Annotated in this window: 14 protein-coding genes; 6 read left to right on the forward strand and 8 right to left on the reverse strand. The window is 68.8% G+C overall.

What is annotated here, in order from left to right:
- Positions 1-104 precede the first annotated feature (104 nt).
- The 8 genes from AC1DXJ_RS05230 to AC1DXJ_RS05265 all read right to left on the reverse strand — a co-directional run bounded on the left by AC1DXJ_RS05230 (position 105) and on the right by AC1DXJ_RS05265 (position 10,254).
- Positions 105-1,301: an ROK family transcriptional regulator gene (locus tag AC1DXJ_RS05230; protein WP_477624535.1), complete on the reverse strand. Its 1,197-nt coding sequence runs from the start codon at positions 1,299-1,301 to the stop codon at positions 105-107.
- A gap of 25 nt (positions 1,302-1,326) precedes the next feature.
- Positions 1,327-3,177 carry a glycoside hydrolase family 3 protein gene (locus tag AC1DXJ_RS05235; RefSeq protein ID WP_477624536.1) on the reverse strand — a complete coding sequence of 617 codons (1,851 nt, stop codon included), beginning with the start codon at positions 3,175-3,177 and terminating at the stop codon, positions 1,327-1,329.
- A 105-nt stretch (positions 3,178-3,282) separates the two neighbouring features.
- Positions 3,283-4,896, reverse strand: coding sequence for a glucoamylase family protein (locus AC1DXJ_RS05240; RefSeq protein ID WP_477624537.1), 1,614 nt, complete (start codon positions 4,894-4,896; stop codon positions 3,283-3,285).
- Positions 4,897-4,987: 91 nt separating this feature from the next.
- Positions 4,988-5,806, reverse strand: a complete 819-nt coding sequence (locus AC1DXJ_RS05245) for a carbohydrate ABC transporter permease (RefSeq protein ID WP_477614609.1) — start codon at positions 5,804-5,806, stop codon at positions 4,988-4,990.
- A 16-nt stretch (positions 5,807-5,822) separates the two neighbouring features.
- Positions 5,823-6,779 carry a carbohydrate ABC transporter permease gene (locus AC1DXJ_RS05250; protein ID WP_477614152.1) on the reverse strand — a complete coding sequence of 319 codons (957 nt, stop codon included), beginning with the start codon at positions 6,777-6,779 and terminating at the stop codon, positions 5,823-5,825.
- A gap of 2 nt (positions 6,780-6,781) precedes the next feature.
- Complete coding sequence (locus AC1DXJ_RS05255) at positions 6,782-8,059, reverse strand: sugar ABC transporter substrate-binding protein (protein ID WP_477614153.1); 1,278 nt, start codon at positions 8,057-8,059, stop codon at positions 6,782-6,784.
- Between the two features lie 80 nt (positions 8,060-8,139).
- Positions 8,140-9,168, reverse strand: coding sequence for a LacI family DNA-binding transcriptional regulator (locus AC1DXJ_RS05260; RefSeq protein WP_477614154.1), 1,029 nt, complete (start codon positions 9,166-9,168; stop codon positions 8,140-8,142).
- A gap of 144 nt (positions 9,169-9,312) precedes the next feature.
- Positions 9,313-10,254 carry a sugar-binding transcriptional regulator gene (locus AC1DXJ_RS05265; protein WP_477614155.1) on the reverse strand — a complete coding sequence of 314 codons (942 nt, stop codon included), beginning with the start codon at positions 10,252-10,254 and terminating at the stop codon, positions 9,313-9,315.
- A gap of 125 nt (positions 10,255-10,379) precedes the next feature.
- On the opposite strand from AC1DXJ_RS05265, the gene AC1DXJ_RS05270 reads away from it, so the two are divergent.
- The 6 genes from AC1DXJ_RS05270 to AC1DXJ_RS05295 all read left to right on the forward strand — a co-directional run bounded on the left by AC1DXJ_RS05270 (position 10,380) and on the right by AC1DXJ_RS05295 (position 17,582).
- A complete protein-coding gene (locus tag AC1DXJ_RS05270) occupies positions 10,380-11,744 on the forward strand; it encodes an ABC transporter substrate-binding protein (RefSeq protein ID WP_477614156.1) in 1,365 nt (454 codons plus the stop codon).
- Entirely contained in the window at positions 11,744-12,685 is a 942-nt protein-coding gene (locus AC1DXJ_RS05275) for a carbohydrate ABC transporter permease (protein WP_477624538.1), read from the forward strand. Before AC1DXJ_RS05270 ends, AC1DXJ_RS05275 begins: the two co-directional genes overlap by 1 nt.
- Complete coding sequence (locus tag AC1DXJ_RS05280; RefSeq protein ID WP_477614158.1) at positions 12,682-13,527, forward strand: carbohydrate ABC transporter permease; 846 nt, start codon at positions 12,682-12,684, stop codon at positions 13,525-13,527. The genes AC1DXJ_RS05275 and AC1DXJ_RS05280 overlap by 4 nt, the downstream gene beginning before the upstream one ends.
- Positions 13,524-15,059, forward strand: coding sequence for a mannitol dehydrogenase family protein (locus tag AC1DXJ_RS05285; RefSeq protein ID WP_477624539.1), 1,536 nt, complete (start codon positions 13,524-13,526; stop codon positions 15,057-15,059). Before AC1DXJ_RS05280 ends, AC1DXJ_RS05285 begins: the two co-directional genes overlap by 4 nt.
- A 4-nt stretch (positions 15,060-15,063) precedes the next feature.
- Positions 15,064-16,086 carry an NAD(P)-dependent alcohol dehydrogenase gene (locus tag AC1DXJ_RS05290; protein WP_477624540.1) on the forward strand — a complete coding sequence of 341 codons (1,023 nt, stop codon included), beginning with the start codon at positions 15,064-15,066 and terminating at the stop codon, positions 16,084-16,086.
- Positions 16,087-16,169: 83 nt separating this feature from the next.
- Entirely contained in the window at positions 16,170-17,582 is a 1,413-nt protein-coding gene (locus tag AC1DXJ_RS05295) for a xylulokinase (RefSeq protein WP_477636471.1), read from the forward strand.
- The last annotated feature ends 55 nt before the right edge of the window (positions 17,583-17,637 follow it).

Consider the following 17,637-nt stretch of genomic DNA (forward strand, 5'->3'; position numbering starts at 1 on the left):
GTCAGGCGCCGACAACCACGTTGGTGCGGGCGTGCACTGAGTTAAGCGCTGTCTGACCGTTGACGTCAAGAGTTGAATTCAAGAAATGGGGTCAAGGGTTGAATTCAAGAAATGGGTACGGCGGTCGCCAAGACCCCTGCGTTGGCCGGCAGCAGAGCCGCTGCGCACACCAGGGCGCCGACCACGTCGGCATCCGTGTCGAGCTCGCTCTCGCGCACCACGACCGAGGCGGCAGCACTCGGGATGGCGCAGCGCTCGAGCGACGCACGCATCGGGCTGATGATGATCGAGCCGACCCTGGACAGCTGCCCCCCGAGCACGATGACCTCAGGGTTGAGCAGGTTGACCAGGCCCGCGACGGCGACCCCGAGGTGCCGACCGGCATCCTCGAGCACACGCTTGCAGCCCGGGTCTCCGTCCAGCGCGCGCGTGATCACGTCACGCAGGCTCAACGGACCGTGCGAGGAGGCCAACGCGTCGAGCAGCCCGCGCGCCCCGATGTAGGTCTCCAGGCATCCCCGGTTGCCACAGCGGCAGACGGGGCCGTTCTCGTCGATCGTGAGGTGCCCAATCTCCCCGGCCGTCCCGGCGGCGCCCCGGAAGAGGTCACCGTCGAGGATCAGGCCGGCTCCGACACCGTACGAGAGCTTGATGTAGACACCGTGCTGAACCCCTTGCAGCACACCGCATCTGAGTTCCCCCAGCGCCGCCAGGTTCGACGTGTTGTCAACCGTCACGGGGGCCTGGATCCGCCCCTGCATCTCGGATGCGACGGCCACACCGCGCCAGCCGGGCAGGATGCTCTCGCTCCCCACCTGACCAGAGACGGAGTCGACGGGTGCCGGGATGCCCACACCGACCGCGCGGACGTCCGCCATCGTCTTGCCGGCCTTCTCGACCAGGTCGAGCAGCAGGCGCGATGCCCGGTCCATCCCCTCGTCGGCTGCGTGGTCGGCGGGTAGCGGCATCCGCTGTCGCCCGATGATGTTCCGCGGCCCGGTGCCGAGCGCGACCCGCACGTCGCGGTCGCCGAAGGCGATGCCGGCGATGAGTACGCTGCCGGTCGCCAGCGACACCAGGACTGCCCGCCGGCCGTTCCTGATGCTCGGCTCGAGCTCGACCGCGCCGGAGGTGTCCAGCTCCTTGACCATGTTGGAGACCGTCGCCGGGCTGAGCCCGGTGAACCCGGCAATCTCCACCTGTGTCATGGCGCCCTGGTCCCGCAGCGCCTCGAGGACACGCAGCCGGTTGGCTTCACGCAGGGACGCCTGCGAGCCGGGAGCCGCCTGGGATGGATTCACGGCCTAAACATAAAGGGTGGGACGGTCAAACGGTAGGGATGACCGCCAGACCGTGCCCGAAGGCGAACAACGGGTCGTCGTACCCGGGGACGTCCTCGCCGTGCCGGCGGACCTGCTCCATGGAGCGCGGCAGGTCGAAGGGCAGGCGGCCCACCGGCGCGACCGTGCCGGTCAGCGCATCGACCAGGGCCTCGTCGCTCGTGCCGTAGCTGCCCACGAGTGCGCTGGTCAGGGGCAGCAGCGGGGTGAGGACGGCGGGTCGGTCCAGCACCACGTCGACGACCAACGGGCAGTGGGCTGCGATCCGGGCCAGGCGCGAGACCAGCCCCGGCGGGAAGTCGAGCGAGCCCTGGTGGAACCACGACTCCAGGAAGAGGTCGGACCTCGGGTCGAACGGCGCCATCAGCCGCACCAGCGCGATGTCGGCATCGTCGGGCCGGTCGACCTGCTCGCCGAGCACGGCGACGGCCTCCGGCGACACGTTCTCGGCATAGACGCGCTGGCCCCGGGACAGCGGCAGCACAGGGGCATGCCGGTCCGTACCGTTCTGGAGGATGGTCACCGACCGTGCCTGCGCGGCATACCCAGCATCGCGGAAGTCCTTGCGCCCCACCGTTTCTGCCGCGGCGTCCTCATCGACGAACGGGTCGTCGAACAGTCCGAGCCGGAACTTCACGGCCAGCAGCCGGCGCACCGACTCGTCGATGCGTGACTCGGCCACCCGACCCTCGGCGACCAGGTCGAGCAGGAGCTCGACGCACTCCTCGCCGCCGAACTGGTCCGACCCGGCCTCGATGATCAGCTCCATCCGGGCCGCCGGGTCGAGGTGCTCGACCCCCCAGGCACGCGCGGGCAGCACCTGGTCACCGACGTGGTTGTCGTTGACGAGCTCCCAGTCGGTGACGACGACTCCGTCATAGCCGAGCGTGCCGCGCAGGAGGCCGGTGACGATCTGCTTGTTGAAGCCGAAGCCGACCTCCTCGATCTTCTCGCCGTGGACCTCGAGCGCGATGGGCATCCCGTAGTAGGGCATGATCGCCGCGGTCCCGGCCGCGATGATCGGCGGGAACGGCTTGAGGTGGTCGGCGAACCGGTCGCCGGGGTAGACCTGCTCGCGTCCGTAGGGGAAGTGCGCGTCCTCGCCGTCCTTCTGCGGACCGCCGCCCGGGAAGTGCTTGCTCGTGCACGCGACGCTGCCAGGTCCGAGCGAATCCTGTTGGAAGCCCTGGAGATAGGCCACGGCCAACTCGGTCACCAGGTCAGGGTCCTGGCCGAAGGTGCCCGACTGGCGAGCCCACCGCGGCTCGGTGGCGAGGTCGAGGGTGGGGTGCAGTGCGGCGCGGATGCCGACGGCGCAGTACTCCTGGCGCGCGATGTCACCGAACTCGCGCACCAGCGCCGCGTCGCGCAGGGCCGCGAGTCCGAGCGACTCGGGCCACTGCGAGAACGCCTTGGCGGCGAAGGAGGCACCGGCGTTTTCGATGAACGCGTGCCGAGGATCCGTGGAGATCGTGACAGGTATGCCGTGCGGCGCCTTCTCGGCGATGGCCTGGAGCGCGTTGTGCCAGCGGGCGGCCATGCGGGCGTCGTCGAGGGCGTGCACGTTGAAGTGGGTGAGGTGCTTGCGCAGCACCACGTCCGAGGTGCCCGACTTGCTGATGGCACCCGCCGCCTCCTTGACCGTGCCGTCCGCGCCCGCCTCGATGACGGTCTGGAACATCAGGCCGACCTTCTCCTCGAGGGAGAGCCGGGGCAGCAGGTCCTCGACCCGCTCCTCCACGGTCAGACGTGGGTCCTCGAACGGATCCATGCGGTCGTTCCCGTTGAGGTCGCGGTACTCGACGCCCTCGGGGCTGGTCTTCCTGACCGGGTGCATGGTGACCTCTCAGTCGTGTTTGTCGTGCCTGTGGGGGTCGTCTCCGGCGCCGTGTGCCCCCGGCCTATCAGGGGATGCCAGGGGCACACGACGGGACCGGGGAGGCTAGACGATGCCTGCGCCGAACTCTTCCATGCCGATGACCGGACGGATTGCCCGCTCGACGTCGGCCGTGCTGAAGGCCCGACGAATCACGTTGTCGGCCAAGACATTTCCGATCGCACCCAAGACCATGGCCTGGTCGAGGGCGAGGTAGCGGCGAGCGATCGTGCCCGACCGCACGGCGACGGCGTCGAAGAAGCCGCCCTCGCCGTAGGCCTTGAGCTCGTCCTGGATCTTCGCGAGGTTCGTGTAGGCCTGGGCGGGCTCGTGCATCATCGCGAGGAACGACGCGTGGGGGGTCACGACGCCGTCACCGAACGTCGGGTTGGGGTTCTGCGCGTCGCGACAGCCGTCGTAGGCGAGCTTGACGTCGGTGTTCTCCTGGTCGGAGAAGTAGCCGTCGGGCTTGAGGCCGAGCACGTCCACGCCGTACTCGCGGTAGCCGCCGACGGGGTTGCTCGACGGGGAGAAGCCCCAGTAGCCGTAGTCCGCCTCGATGAGCCCGTGCTCCCGCTGGGACCGCACGTGGAGCGGGTGGTTGAGACCCCAGGACCGCGGCGCCCAGCTCGACTCGGGCACGAACATGTCCGGCATGAGCTCCTCGAACATGCTGCCGCCCCAGCCGGGCACGACGTGCATGCCACGGTAGGTGTAGGCGCCCTCGAAGACCTCGACACCCAGGTAGGTGCGGGTCTGCCCGACAGGCTGCATCTCCTGCCAGTTCCAGCCGCAGTCACCGGGGAAGGTGCGCCACATCGCGAAGTACTGCGATGGGGGGATCTGCCCGGTCATGATGCCGAGGTAGCTCGTGATGCGCGTCTCGGACACCGTGGTGTCGTAGTGGTGGTTCTTCGTGTACCAGACGTCCGGGCCGACGCCGATGGTGTTGCCGAGGGCGAAGTTGTCGGTGTCGGGCGGCGTGCCGGGGTAGAAGCCGCCGTAGATGAGCCCGGGCTTCCGTGCGGCGTTGGTGTCGTAGTACATGTCCCAGCGCATCCGCCCGAAGATGCGTCGGGCCAGCGGTGCGGCGCCCTTGTCGGCTGACATGACGACCTTGAGGGCGGCACCCAGCCAGCCGTTGTCGACCGAGGAGCAGAACGGGTAGACAGTGTTCCCGTTGGTCGGCCACGTGGTGATGACGTCGCCTGATGCCTCGTCGTACCAGTTGTAGAACTGGCCGCTCGGGGTGTGGTGCTTCAGGCGCAGCACCGTGGTCAGGGTCTGGATGAGGCGCTTGGTGCACTCGGCCTTGGAGATGATGCCGAGCTCGCGCGCGACCACGGCGGACCAGAGGTAGCCACCGATGTTGGTCGGCGACGTGTAACCCGAGCGGTCCTTCGCACCGAGCGACTCCGGGATGTTGTCCGCTGGCAGTCCGGTCTTCTCGTCGGTCATCGCCACGAGGCTGTGCCACGTGTCGGCCGCCCACGTCCGGACGCGAACGGGGTCCGCGGCAAGCGAGGTGCGGGACGGGATGTATGCCGGCGCCGCGGGTGCCGCCGCGGCGCTCGCGGAGGCGCGCGTGGCCGTGAGACCTGCGGCTGCGACGGCGGTGGCTCCGACGAGCAGCTGTCGCCGTGAGGGCCTGGGCAGGATGAGGGAGGAGGTGCTGGCCATGGGTGAGGCTCCAATCAGTGGTTGGTTCCTAGTGTTGCCAGGTGCCGTCGAGTGCTGCTGGTGCAGGTGGGCGGCCCACCGGTGACGGCGGTTACTTGATTCCGGTGGTGGCGATTCCTTCGATCACGCGTCGCTGGAAGACCAGGAAGACTGCCAGCACCGGGACGACGACGACGGTGGCTCCGGCCAGGAGCAGGCCGTACTGCGTGGAGTTCTGACCGGTGGAGTAGAGCGCGAGCGCCACCGGCAGCGTGTAGGTCTTCTCCTGCTGGGCGACGACCAGCGGCCAGAGGAAGTTGTTCCAGCTGCCGAGGAAGGTCAGGATGCCCAGGGTTGCCAAGGCCGGTCCGGCCAGCGGGAGGAAGATCTGCCGGAAGATCCGCAGCTCGCCCGCGCCGTCCACCCGGCCTGCGTCGAGCAGGTCGCGGGGGAGGCCGAGGAAGAACTGCCGCATGAGGAAGACACCGAACGGCGTCGCCAGGAACGGCAGGATCAGGCCGGGCAGGGTGTCGATGAGCCCGAGGTTGGCCACGAGGACGAACAGCGGGACGAACATCGCCACGCCCGGGATCATCAGGGTGCCCATCACCACCATGAACAGGATCTTCTTGCCCTTGAAGTCGAGCATCGCCAAGGCGTAGCCGAGCATCGAGCAGAACAGCAGGTTGCCCGCCGTGACGCAGGCCGCCACGACCGTGGAGTTGAAGAAGTACTGCTTGAAGTTCAGCCGGGAGAAGAGCTGCGTGTAGTTGTCCAGGGTGGCCGTCTGCGGCCACCAGGTCGGCGGGCTCTGGAGCAGCTCACCCTGGGTCTTGAAGCTGCCCAGGATCATCCACACGAAGGGTGCGATGACCATCACCATGAGCACGGACAGGAGTGCGTAGAGCGCGTACCGGCCGCGCGAGCTCATTCCAGTCATGACGACCTCACGTGTTGTCACGCAGCAGGCGGAACTGGACGGCAGCCACGATCGCGATGACGACGAAGATGATGTAGCTCATCGCGGCGGCATAGCCGTAGTTGCCGAAGCCGAACTGCTTGTAGGTGTACATGGACATCGAGATGGTGCTGTTGAGCGGGCCACCGTTGGTCATGACGAACGGCTCCTCGAAGAACTGGAGGTAGCCGATCGAGGTGGCCACGGACACGAAGAGCAGGGTGGGCCGCAGCATCGGGAGGGTGATGTGGCGGAACCGCTGCCACGCACTAGCTCCGTCGATCGAGGCTGCCTCGTGGAGCACCCACGGCACGCCCTGCAGACCGGCCAGGAAGATGATCATCGCGGTGCCGAAGTTGCGCCACGCCGCCATCAGGATCAGGCCGGGCATCGACCAGTGCGGGTCGCCGAGCCAGTTCGGGCCGGTGATGCCGACCCAGCCCAGCGCGGTGTTGATGAGCCCGAAGTCCTCCTGCAGGAGGAACCGCCAGACCACGGCCACAGCGACGATCGAGGTGATCACCGGCAGGTAGAAGCCCAGGCGGAACGCCGACCGGAACCGGGTGATCCCTCGGTCGAGCGCGACTGCCGCCGCGAGCGCGATGCCCAGGGTCAGAGGCATCCCGATGACGACGAAGTAGGCCGTGTTGAGGACCGACTTGCGGAAGACGGGGTCGGAGAACGCCTTCGCGAAGTTGTCGAAGCCCACGACGTTGACCGAGAACGGGCTGCGCAGGTCGCGTGACTTGGTGTCGGTGAAGCTCATGAAGAGCGACTGGATGACAGGCCACGCGGTGAAGACGAGGAAGAGCAGGCAGAACGGCAGTGCCAGTATCCACGCTGCCGGCCCCTCACGCAGAGCTCGCCTCGCGGCGCCACCCCCGCGGGGGGACGGGCGACTCGCGCCCGTCTCCCCGCGAGGGGTCACCTCGGTGGTGGTGGCCATGACTACTGGCCGGTGCCGATCGAGTCAGCCTGCTGCTGCACGGTCTTGAGGGCTGCAGCGGGGTCGGCGCCCTTCTTGGTGACCTTCTCCATCTCGGTGTCGAAGCTGGCGACGACCTGCTCCCACGTGGGGAAGCTCGGCGGAGCCTGGGCCGTCTCGAGCTGCTTGCCGAACACGGCGAGCTTGGAGTCAGCGGTGAGGGCCGGGTCCTGCCAAGCGGACTTGACCGCGGGGAGGTCGGTCGAGGACTGGTACCACTTGACCTGGGTCTTGGGGTCGCTCAGCCACTGGATGAACTTCCAGGCAGTGTCGCGCTGCTTGGACTTCTTGAAGACCACGAGGTCCGAGCCACCGACGAAGGACGACGACTTGGTCTTGGCCGGGATCGGCATGACGTCGTACTTGTCCTTGAAGCCGGCGCCGCCGACCTTCTCGACCGCGGACATCATCCACGGACCCGAGATGAACATCGGCACCTTGCCGCTGGCGAAGTCGGGCTCGGTCGTCGGGGTGGCCGGAGCAGCCTTGTCCGAGATCCCGTCGGTGAAGTAGCTCTGGTAGTACTTCACGGCCTCGAGCACCTCGGGGCTGTCGAAGTTGTAGGCCTTGCCGCCGTCCTTGGTGAGGTCGGCGTCGTTGGACCAGCCGAACGGCATGATCGACTGCCAGGAGCCGACACCGCCGGCCTGGAAGCCCATGCCGTACTTTGCACCGGCCTTGGTCTGCATCGCCTTGGCCATCGACTTCAGGCCCTCCCAGTCCGTGGGGGCGGTGTCGAAGCCGGCCTTCTTGGCGAGGTCCTTGCGGTAGTAGACGAGACGGGTCTCGACGTACCACGGGACGCCGAAGGACGTGCCTCCGACCTCGGTCGTCTTCTGGGCGCCGTCGAAGAACACGGACTTGTCGATCGACGGAGGAGTGGGGTCGAGCGCGTCGTTGCCGGCGAACTCACCCATCCAGGTGGTGCCGACCATCGCCGCGTCCGGGGTGGTGCCGGCCGTGATCGCGGTCGTGAACTTCTGGTACGCCGCGTCCCACGGGATCGCGGTGACGTTCACCTTGGCGCCGGGGTTGGCGGTTTCGAACTCCTTGGCGAGGGCGGGGAGCTTCTCACCCTCTGCACCCATCGCCCAGACGGTGATGGTGCCGGTGGCCTTGCCTGAGCTGACGTCCTTGCCTGTCTCTTTTGCGGTCGAGCCTGCGTCACCACGGCCGCAGGCCGTCAGGGTGAGCGCTGCGGCGGCAATCGTCGCGACCGCCATGGCGGAGGTGCGTCTCATCGGTTTTCTCTCTTTCATCGGGGGAAAGGACTAACGGCAGTTGTGCTTCTGGAGGCATGGGGTATGCCCAGCCGGCTGGGTCAGCCGGGAGCGGCTCGGGGCTTGCAGCCGCAGGAGGATCGGATGACCACGCTGGTCGGGATGACCCGAGGGGCGTCCCCGACGGGCGCACCGGTGATGCGCTGGTGGAGCCGGTCGGCGGCCAGGGCGCCGAGCTCACGGACGGGCTGGCGCACGGTGGTCAGGCCGGGCTGGACGTAGCGAGCCGTCATGACGTCGTCCCAGCCGACGATCGCGAAGTCGTCAGGGACGACCTTGCCGCCTTCGCGCAGTCGCTTCATCACGGCCAGGGCGAGCTCGTCGTTCGCGCAGACGAGCGCGTCAGCCGAGAGGTCTCCTGACAGGAGCCGATCGGCGAGGGCGGTGCCGTCGACCTCGCGCAGCGCGATGCGCACCGGCTCTGCCGCGACGAGGCCAGCCGACTCGTGGGCGGCCACGAAGCCGGCATAGCGGTCCCGGACGTCCGGACCTGAGGCGGGGTCACCGATGAAGCGGATCCTGGTGCGACCGTGGGCCAGCACGTGGCTGGTGATCTCGGCGGCGCTCCCGGTGTTCTCCGAGGTGACGCTGTCGATGTCCGGGCGGGCGTCTCCGGCGATGAGGACGACGGGCTTGGAGCCGTGCAGCGCGGTCACGGTGTCCTCGGGAATGGCCGCCGAGCCCAGCATGGCCAGGCCGTCGACGCGGGTTGCCAGCCTGCGGACAGCGCGGACGAGGTCGTCCTTGCCCTCGGCCAGCATGAGCACGACGCTCTGGCCGAGCTCGGCCGCGCGGGACTCGAAGCCCATGAGGAGCTCGGAGTAGTACGGGCCGGAGAGTTCGGGGAGCACCAGGCCGTGGGCTTCGTGGTGTCGCACTGCGAGGCTGCGGGCGGCTGCGAGGGGCACGTACTTGAGCTCGTCGGCCGCCTCGAGGACCCGCTGACGGGTCTTCTCGGACACGGCGGTGGACCCCTGGAGGACCCGGGAGACCGAGGCGATGGAGACACCGGCACGCTCGGCGACGGAGTAGATCGTCGTCCCGCTGGTCGGTGTCGAACCGGTCGCCACAGGTCTGCCTCTCATCGTTGAAAGCGCTTACATCTGTTCTCGACCATGCCAGCACGTGGCGATTAGCGCAAGAGGAGAGGCTCGCGAGGCTTGTCCTCACAGGCCCGAATTGACCGGATCCAGCCCTCGCAGACGGGTTCACGCTCAGCTCGCGAGCAGCACGTCCGCGAGGGTGGCGTCGACGACCAGGCCCTGGACCAGACCGCCGTCGAGAGCGGCTCTGACCGCCTTCGCCTTGGAGGCGCCGGCGACCACGGCGATCACCTCGGGCACCCCGGCGAGGTCGTCGGGATCCACGGTGATCAAACGCGCAGCGACCTTGGGCCGCAATGCTTTTCCGTTCTTGTCGAAGAAGATCCCGGCCAGCTCGCCGATGACTCCCCGGCTGGCGAGGTCCCGCTGCTCCGCCTCGTCGAGGAGGTCGTGGATGGTCGACTGTCCGCGCTCCCAGGCTCCGATGCCGACGACTGCCTTGGTCACGAGCGACGCCCTCGCCAGGCCGTCCAGCACCGCGGGTTGGCGACGCAGCGCATCGGCGCTGGATTTGGTGTCGAGAACAAACGGGGCATAGAAGACATGTGCCTTGCCACCGGACAACCGCGCGGCCCGCCGGACGATGTCCACGGCACTGCTGTCGAAGTCGGGCAGGGCGATCGCCCCGGTCAGCTGGACCACCTCCACCCGCGGGAGGCTCGTCAGCGCGGCGACCACGGCATGCACGTTGCGCGACCACGGCAGCCCGAGGACGTCGCCGTCCACCAGGACCTCCGAGAGCAGGTCTGCGGCGGCGCGGCCCAGCAGGTGTCGGACCGCGCCGGTGTCGGCGTCGGCCGTGTCCACCACGACGGCGTGAGCCAGGCCGAAGCGCTCCTGGAGCCGCGCCGAGGCGTCGACGTCGAGGGACCCCTGCCGGACGATCTCGATGCGGACGAGCCCCCTCTCCCGTGCCGCCTCCAGCATGCGGGCGACCTTGAACCGGCTGATGCCGAGCTCGTCGGCGATCTCGACCTTCGACTGGTTCTGCAGGTAGTGGCGGCGGGCGACGGCAGCGAGCATCACCAGCTCGGCGGGGCCGTCGTCGATCACGTGCACATCCTTGCCGTTGACAGGTTGGCGTCGCGAGGATTTACTCGTCTTACTCGTTTGGGCATCATGGCGCTCATATGAGCAGTAGTCAAACTGACGCCGTCAATGGCGACGGAGGAGGACGCGTGCGAAGTCGAAACTCCAGGGCCACGCTGGTCGCGGGGGCGACCGGCCTGGCGCTCAGCCTGTCGGCCTGTGCCGGGTGGGGCGGAGGCGGCGTGGGAGGCGGTGGCGCGAACAGCATCAACGTCCTCATGGTCAACAACCCCCAGATGGTCGACCTCCAGAAGCTCACGGCCGACAACTTCACCAAGGAGACCGGCATCCGGGTCAACTTCACCGTGCTGCCCGAGAACGACGTCAGGGACAAGATCAGCCAGGAGTTCTCCAGCCAGGCCGGCCAGTACGACGTGGCGTCGTTGAGCAACTTCGAGATCCCGATCTACGCCAAGGCGAAGTGGATCGCGCCGCTCGACTCCTACCTCGCGTCGGACACCGAGTTCGACCAGGCAGACATCCTCAAGTCGATGACCACCTCGCTGTCGAGCGAGGGCAAGGTCTACGGCGAGCCGTTCTACGGCGAGTCCTCCTTCCTCATGTACCGCAAGGACGTCCTCGCGGCGAAGGGCATCACGATGCCGGCCAAACCCACGTGGCAGGAGGTCGCAGACATCGCGGCCAAGGTCGACGGCGCGGAGCCGGGCATGCGGGGGATCTGCCTGCGCGGCCAGCCCGGCTGGGGTCAGCTCTTCGCCCCCCTGACCACCGTGGTCAACACGTTCGGGGGGGCTTGGTTCACCAAGGACTGGACCCCCGGTGTCGACTCCCCCGAGTTCAAGGAGGCAGTCAGCTTCTACGTCGACCTCGTGCGGGCCCACGGTGAGAAGGGCGCACCGCAAGCGGGCTTCACCGAGTGCCTCAACAACCTCGTTCAGGGCAACGTGGCCATGTGGTACGACGCCACGTCTGCCGCTGGATCCCTCGAGGCGGACGACTCCCCCACCAAGGGCAAGTTCGGCTACGCCCCGGCTCCCGTGGTGAAGACCGACTCCTCCGGGTGGCTCTACGCCTGGTCCTGGTCCATCCAGCAGGCCAGCACCAAGAAGGACAACGCCTGGAAGTTCATCTCCTGGGCCAGCGGGAAGAAGTACGAGAACCTCGTGGGCAGCAAGATCGGCTGGACCAGCGTCCCCGCGGGCAAGCGTGCCTCGACCTACGAGAACCCCGAGTACCTCAAGGTCGCCTCGGCCTTCGCCGACCCGACCAGGGCGGCCATCGAGGCCGCCGATCCGGTGAACCCCGGCGTGCAACCCCGGCCCGCCATCGGGATCCAGTTCGTCGACATTCCCGAGTTCCCCGATCTCGGGACCCAGGTCAGTCAGGACGTCAGCTCGGCGATCGCCGGCAAGACGTCGGTCGACGACGCGTTGAAGCGGGGCCAGCAGCTCGCCGAGGACGTCGCCGAGCGCTACCAGGCAAGGGGGCAGTGATGTCGTCCACGACCGCCAGCAGAAGCACGACGGCTGCCGAGCCATCGGTTCCGAGCAAGGCACTCCAGCGCTCCGGCGACTGGGCACGGCGGGCGCCGCTGCTGCCTGCGCTCATCTTCACGATCCTGATGACGCAGCTTCCGTTCGTCGCCACGATCGTCATCTCGTTCATGAACTGGAACGCCTACTACCCGGACGAGCGCGGCTTCGCCGGCGTCGACAACTTCGCCCGGGTCTTCACCGACACCAACACCCGCAAGGCCGTCTGGGTCACGATCCTGCTGACCGTCTCGGTCGTCCTGATCTGCCTGGTGCTGGGCTTGGGCATCGCGCTGCTGCTCGACCGCAAGTTCCGCGGGCAGGGCGTGGTGCGCACGATGATGATCACGCCGTTCCTCATCGTTCCCGTGGCTGCGGCCCTGCTGTGGAAGCACGCGCTCTACAACCCTGAGTACGGCCTCTTCAACGGACTGCTCAAGACTCTCTTCGGCGACAACGCGCCGCAGCCCGACTGGATCACCAACAACCCACTGGCCGCCATCATCGCCGCGCTGGTCTGGCAGTGGACGCCGTTCATGATGCTGATCCTGCTGGCAGGGCTGCAGAGCCGACCCCTGGACGTCGTCGAGGCCGCACGGATCGACGGGGCCAGCAGCTGGCAGATCTTCACCACCATGACGCTCCCGCACCTGCGCCAGTACATCGAGCTGTCGGGTCTGCTCGGAGCGATCTACGTCGTGCAGAACTTCGACCACGTCTTCACGATCACGTCCGGCGGTCTCGGCACGGCCAACCTGCCGTACTTCATCTACCAGACCTTCTACACGGCGCAGGACTACGGCCGGGCGTCGGCTGCCGGCGTCGTCGTGGTCATCGGCACGATCATCATCGCGACCGCAGCGTTGCGGACCGCGTTCAGCTTGTTCCGGGAGGACTCATGACCATCACGACGCAGGAGATCAACCACGCGAAGCCTCCACGCAGCGGCGTGCTCCTCTCCGCCGCTGCGTGGATCGTGGGCATCCTCTTCGCCCTCCCCGTGCTGTGGATGGTCCTGACCTCCCTGCACAACGAGAACGACGCGGCCAAGAACCCGCCAGACTTCTTCGCGCCCCTCTCGCTCGACGGGTACCGGTCCTTCTTCGACGCCGGACCCTGGCCGCCACTGCTCAACTCGCTGACCGCCAGCGTCCTGTCGACCATCCTCGTCCTGCTGCTGGCCTTCCCCGCCGCCTACGCCCTGTCGATCCGGCCCGTGAAGAAGTGGACAGACGTCCTGTTCTTCTTCCTCTCGACCAAGATGCTGCCGATCGTGGCCGGCATCCTGCCGCTCTACCTGTTCGCGCAGAAGGTCGGCCTGCTCGACAACATCTGGTGGCTGATCCTGCTGTACACCTCGATGAACCTCCCGATCGCTGTCTGGATGCTCCGCTCGTTCCTGGCGGAGGTGCCGGTCGAGATGCTCGAGGCCGCCTCGGTCGACGGCGCGAGCCTGACCAGGACCCTCAGGGACATCGTCGCGCCCGTCGTGATGCCGGGCATCGCCTCGGCAGCGCTGATCTGCTTCATCTTCAGCTGGAACGAGCTGCTCCTGGCCCGGGTGCTGACCAGCACGGTGGCGGGAACTGCTCCTGTGTTCTTGACTGGGTTCGTGACCAGTCAGGGACTGTTCCTCGCCAAGGTGTGCGCCGCGTCCTTCGTGGTGTCGCTGCCAGTCCTCGCCGCCGGGTTCGCGGCCCAGGACAAGCTGGTGCAGGGCCTGTCGATGGGCGCGGTGAAGTGACGGAGACGTCTCCGGCCACCCCCTCCCCGATCGCCTTGTCCCAGAACACCCTCGGTGAGCTGGGCCAGGAGGTGCGCCGGCCGGCATACGACCGCTCGAAGGTCACCGCGAGCATCGTGCACTTCGGCGTGGGCGGCTTCCACCGCGCGCACGAGGCGATGTACCTCGACGCCCTGATGAACGAGGGCCTGGCCCTGGAGTGGGGGCTGTGCGGCGTCGGGGCGCTGCCGCACGACCGCAGGATCATCGACACCCTGCGGGCCCAGGACGGGCTCTACACGCTCGTCGTCAAGCACCCTGACGGCCACCGCGAACCGCGGGTGATCGGTTCGGTGATCGAGGTGATGTTCGCGCCCGACAATCCCAAGGCCGTCGTCGACCGGCTCGCCGACGACCAGACGCGGATCGTCTCGTTGACCATCACCGAGGGCGGCTACCTCGTCAACCAGACGACCGGTGAGTTCGACGCGTCGGACCCGTCGATCCGGGCCGACCTCGCGGCTGACTTCGCCGGAGGCGGCTCTCCCGCAACGGTTTTCGGGTTCGTCACGGCGGGGCTGGACCGTCGGCGCACCGAGGGACGTGCGCCGTTTACCGTGATGAGCTGCGACAACCTGCCGGACAACGGCGACGTCGCGAAGCGGATGATCTGCGCCTTCGCGCGGCTCAAGGATCCCGGGCTCGCGGACTGGATGGAGGCCGAGGTGGCCTTCCCCAACTGCATGGTCGACCGGATCACACCGGTGACGACCGCGCACGACACCGAGCGGCTGGCCGAGGACTTCGGCGTCGCCGACGGCTGGCCCGTGGTGTGCGAGCCGTTCACCCAGTGGGTGCTGGAGGACCGCTTCGGGCAGGGGCGTCCGCCGTTCGAGCGGGCCGGCGTCCAGATGGTCGACGACGTGGTGCCCTACGAGCTGATGAAGCTCCGGCTGCTCAACGCCAGTCACCAGGCGCTGTGCTACCTCGGCTTCCTGGCGGGCTACCGGTACGCGCACGAGGTCTGCCAGGACCCGCTCTTCGCGTCGTTCCTGTTGTCCTACATGGAGCGCGAAGGGACCCCGACCCTGCCGGAGGTGCCGGGCGTCGACCTCGACGCCTACCGCCACCAGCTCGTCGAACGGTTCGCGAACCCCGAGGTGCGCGACACCCTCGCCCGGTTGTGCGCCGAGTCCAGCGACCGCATCCCCAAGTGGCTGGTCCCCGTGATCAACGCCAACCTGCGCAGTGGCGGCGAGATCGAGCTGTCCGCGCTGGTGGTGGCCTCGTGGGCCCGCTACGCCGAGGGCGTGGACGAGCGGGGCAAGCCCATCGAGGTGGTCGACCGGCTCAAGGACCGGGTGATGGCCGCGGCGGCCAGGCGCCAGGACGACCCGCTCGCCTTCCTTCGCGACCGCGACCTGTTCGGGGACCTGGCCGACGACGAGCGCTTCGCCGCGGCATACCTCCACGCCCTGGACCGGTTGCACACGCTGGGGGCACGGGCGACGCTGGAAGCCTGGAGCGCCACGGCAGGCGCCGGAGAAGGGTGACCCGATGCGCGTCGCAGTGCTGAACCGGCCCGGCGACGTCGAGGTGGTCGAGCGGCCCACACCCACCCCTGCCGCCGACGAGGTCCTGGTCCGTGTGCACGCCGTCGGAGTCTGCGGCTCGGACACGCACTACTTCGACCACGGGCGGATCGGACGCTTCGTCGTGGAGTCGCCGCTGGTCCTCGGCCACGAGGCGTCGGGAGTCGTCGAGGCGGTGGGCGACGACGTGGACCGCGCCCGCGTGGGCCAGCGCGTGTCGATCGAGCCGGGGGTCCCGTGCCGCGCGTGCGAGCAGTGCCTGGGCGGGCGCTACAACCTGTGTCCCGACATGCGGTTCCACGCCACACCCCCGGTCGACGGGTCGCTGGCCGAGCTCGTGACGATCCACCACGCCTTTGCCCATCCGGTTCCCGACTCCGTGAGCGACGAGGCCGCGGCGCTGCTCGAGCCCCTCTCGGTCGGGGTCTGGGCCTGCCGCAAGGGTGGGGTGGGCGCCGGGTCGCGGGTGCTGGTCACGGGCGCCGGACCGATCGGCCTGGTGTGCGTCCAGGTGGCCCGGGCGTGCGGCGCGAGCGAGATCGTCGTCGCCGACCTCAACGAACAACGGCTCGCCGTGGCGACCGAGCTCGGCGCGACGCGCACCATCGCCTCCGGTGACCAGACCATCACCGCCGGGTATGCCGGTCGGCGGGCTCCCGACGTGCTCCTCGAGTGCTCGGGGCACCCCGGCGCCACCGGGGACGGCATCCGCGCGCTTGCTCCGGCCGGTCGGGCGGTGCTGGTCGGGATGGGTGGCGACGAGCTTCCCCTGCCCCTGTCCGTCGTCCAGGAACGAGAGCTCGTCGTCACGGGCACGTTCCGCTATGCCGGCACCTGGCCCACCGCCATCGCCCTGGCGGCCTCGGGCCAGGTCGACCTGGAGCGGCTCGTGACCGGCAGGTTCACGTTGGCCGAGACGGCGGCTGCCCTGACCGCGGCGCGGGACAGCCCGGGTGCGATCAAGTCCGTCATCACCCCTCAGCGCTGACCCCACGCCCTTCACGCCTCGACCTTCAACCCCTCGACCCTGGTCAGCCGAGCGGACGCCGCACCATCGACCCGGAGGAATCCATGACCGACGCCCCACGCACCCTCGTCGCAGGGGTCGACTCGTCCACGCAGTCGACCAAGGTCGTGGTCTGTGACGCCGCGACCGGCGAGATCGTGCGGACCGGCAGGGCACCGCACCCCGACGGCACGGAGGTGCACCCCGACCGGTGGTGGGAGGCCTTCGGGGCGGCGACGACCGACAACCTCCTCGAGGGCGTGTCCGCGATCTCGGTCGGAGGCCAGCAGCACGGCATGTGCGCGTTGGACGAGTCCGGCGAGGTGGTCCGGGACGCACTGCTGTGGAACGACACCCGCTCCGCGCAGGCCTCGCGCGACCTCGTGGAGGAGCTGGGGTCGGCGACCTGGGTGGAGCGCACCGGTTCGGTGCCGGTGCCGAGCTTCACCGTCACGAAGGTGCGGTGGCTGGCCGAGCACGAGCCACAGAATGCCGCGCGCGTCGCCCAGGTCGTCCTGCCCCACGACTGGCTGACCGGCCAGATCCTCAAGCAGGGGAACGCTTTCGACTCTCACGTGACCGATCGCGGCGACGCCTCCGGCACGGGGTACTTCTCGGCGGCGGAGGGGAGCTATCTGCCCGACCTCCAGCTCCTCGCCTTCGGCCGCGAGTTCGGCACCCCGCGCGTGCTCGGGCCGTCCGAGGCAGCGGGCACCACCGATGCCGGGGTGGTCGTCGGGCCGGGGACCGGGGACAACGCCGGCGCGGCCCTGGGTCTCGGGCTGCGGCCCGGAGACGTGGTCGTGTCGCTGGGGACGAGTGGCGCCGTGTTCGCGGACTGCCCCACCCCGGTCAAGGACCTGCGTGGTGACGTGGCCGGGTTCGCCAGTGCCTCGGGCGGGCACCTGCCCCTGATGTGCACGCTCAACGCCGCCCGGGTGCTGACCGCGGCAGCCCAGCTGCTGGGCACCGACCTGCCCGGCCTGGACCGGTTGGCCCTGCGCGCCGAGCCCGGCGCCGGCGGCCTGACCCTGCTGCCCTACCTCGACGGAGAGCGGACGCCTAACCTGCCCGAGGCCACCGGCACCCTCGGCGGGATGACCCGCGCCAACACGACACCGGAGAACCTCGCCCGCGCCGCGGTCGAGGGGATGCTCGCCAACCTCGTCGCCGGGGTGGACGACCTGCGCGACCTCGGCATCCCGGTCCAGCGGGTGCTGCTCATCGGTGGTGCGTCCGCCTCGRCAGCCGTGCGCGCGGTGGCTCCGAGCCTGTTCGGCGTGCCCGTGGCCATCCCCGCGCCGGGTGAGTACGTCGGGCTGGGAGCCGCCCGGCAGGCCGCGTGGGTCCTCAGTGCGGCCGACGAGCCGCCGTCGTGGGACGTCCGGATCGAGGCGACCCTCGACCCACCGGAAGACGAGCGCGGCGCAACAGTGCTGACGCGCTACGCCGAACTGCTCGGGACGGTCCACCCCTGATCGGCAGGGGGACTCGTCGACGACGCCGCAGCGCCTTCCGGCACGCGCCACCGCC

This window comes from Pedococcus sp. P2_D9 (assembly GCF_056404275.1).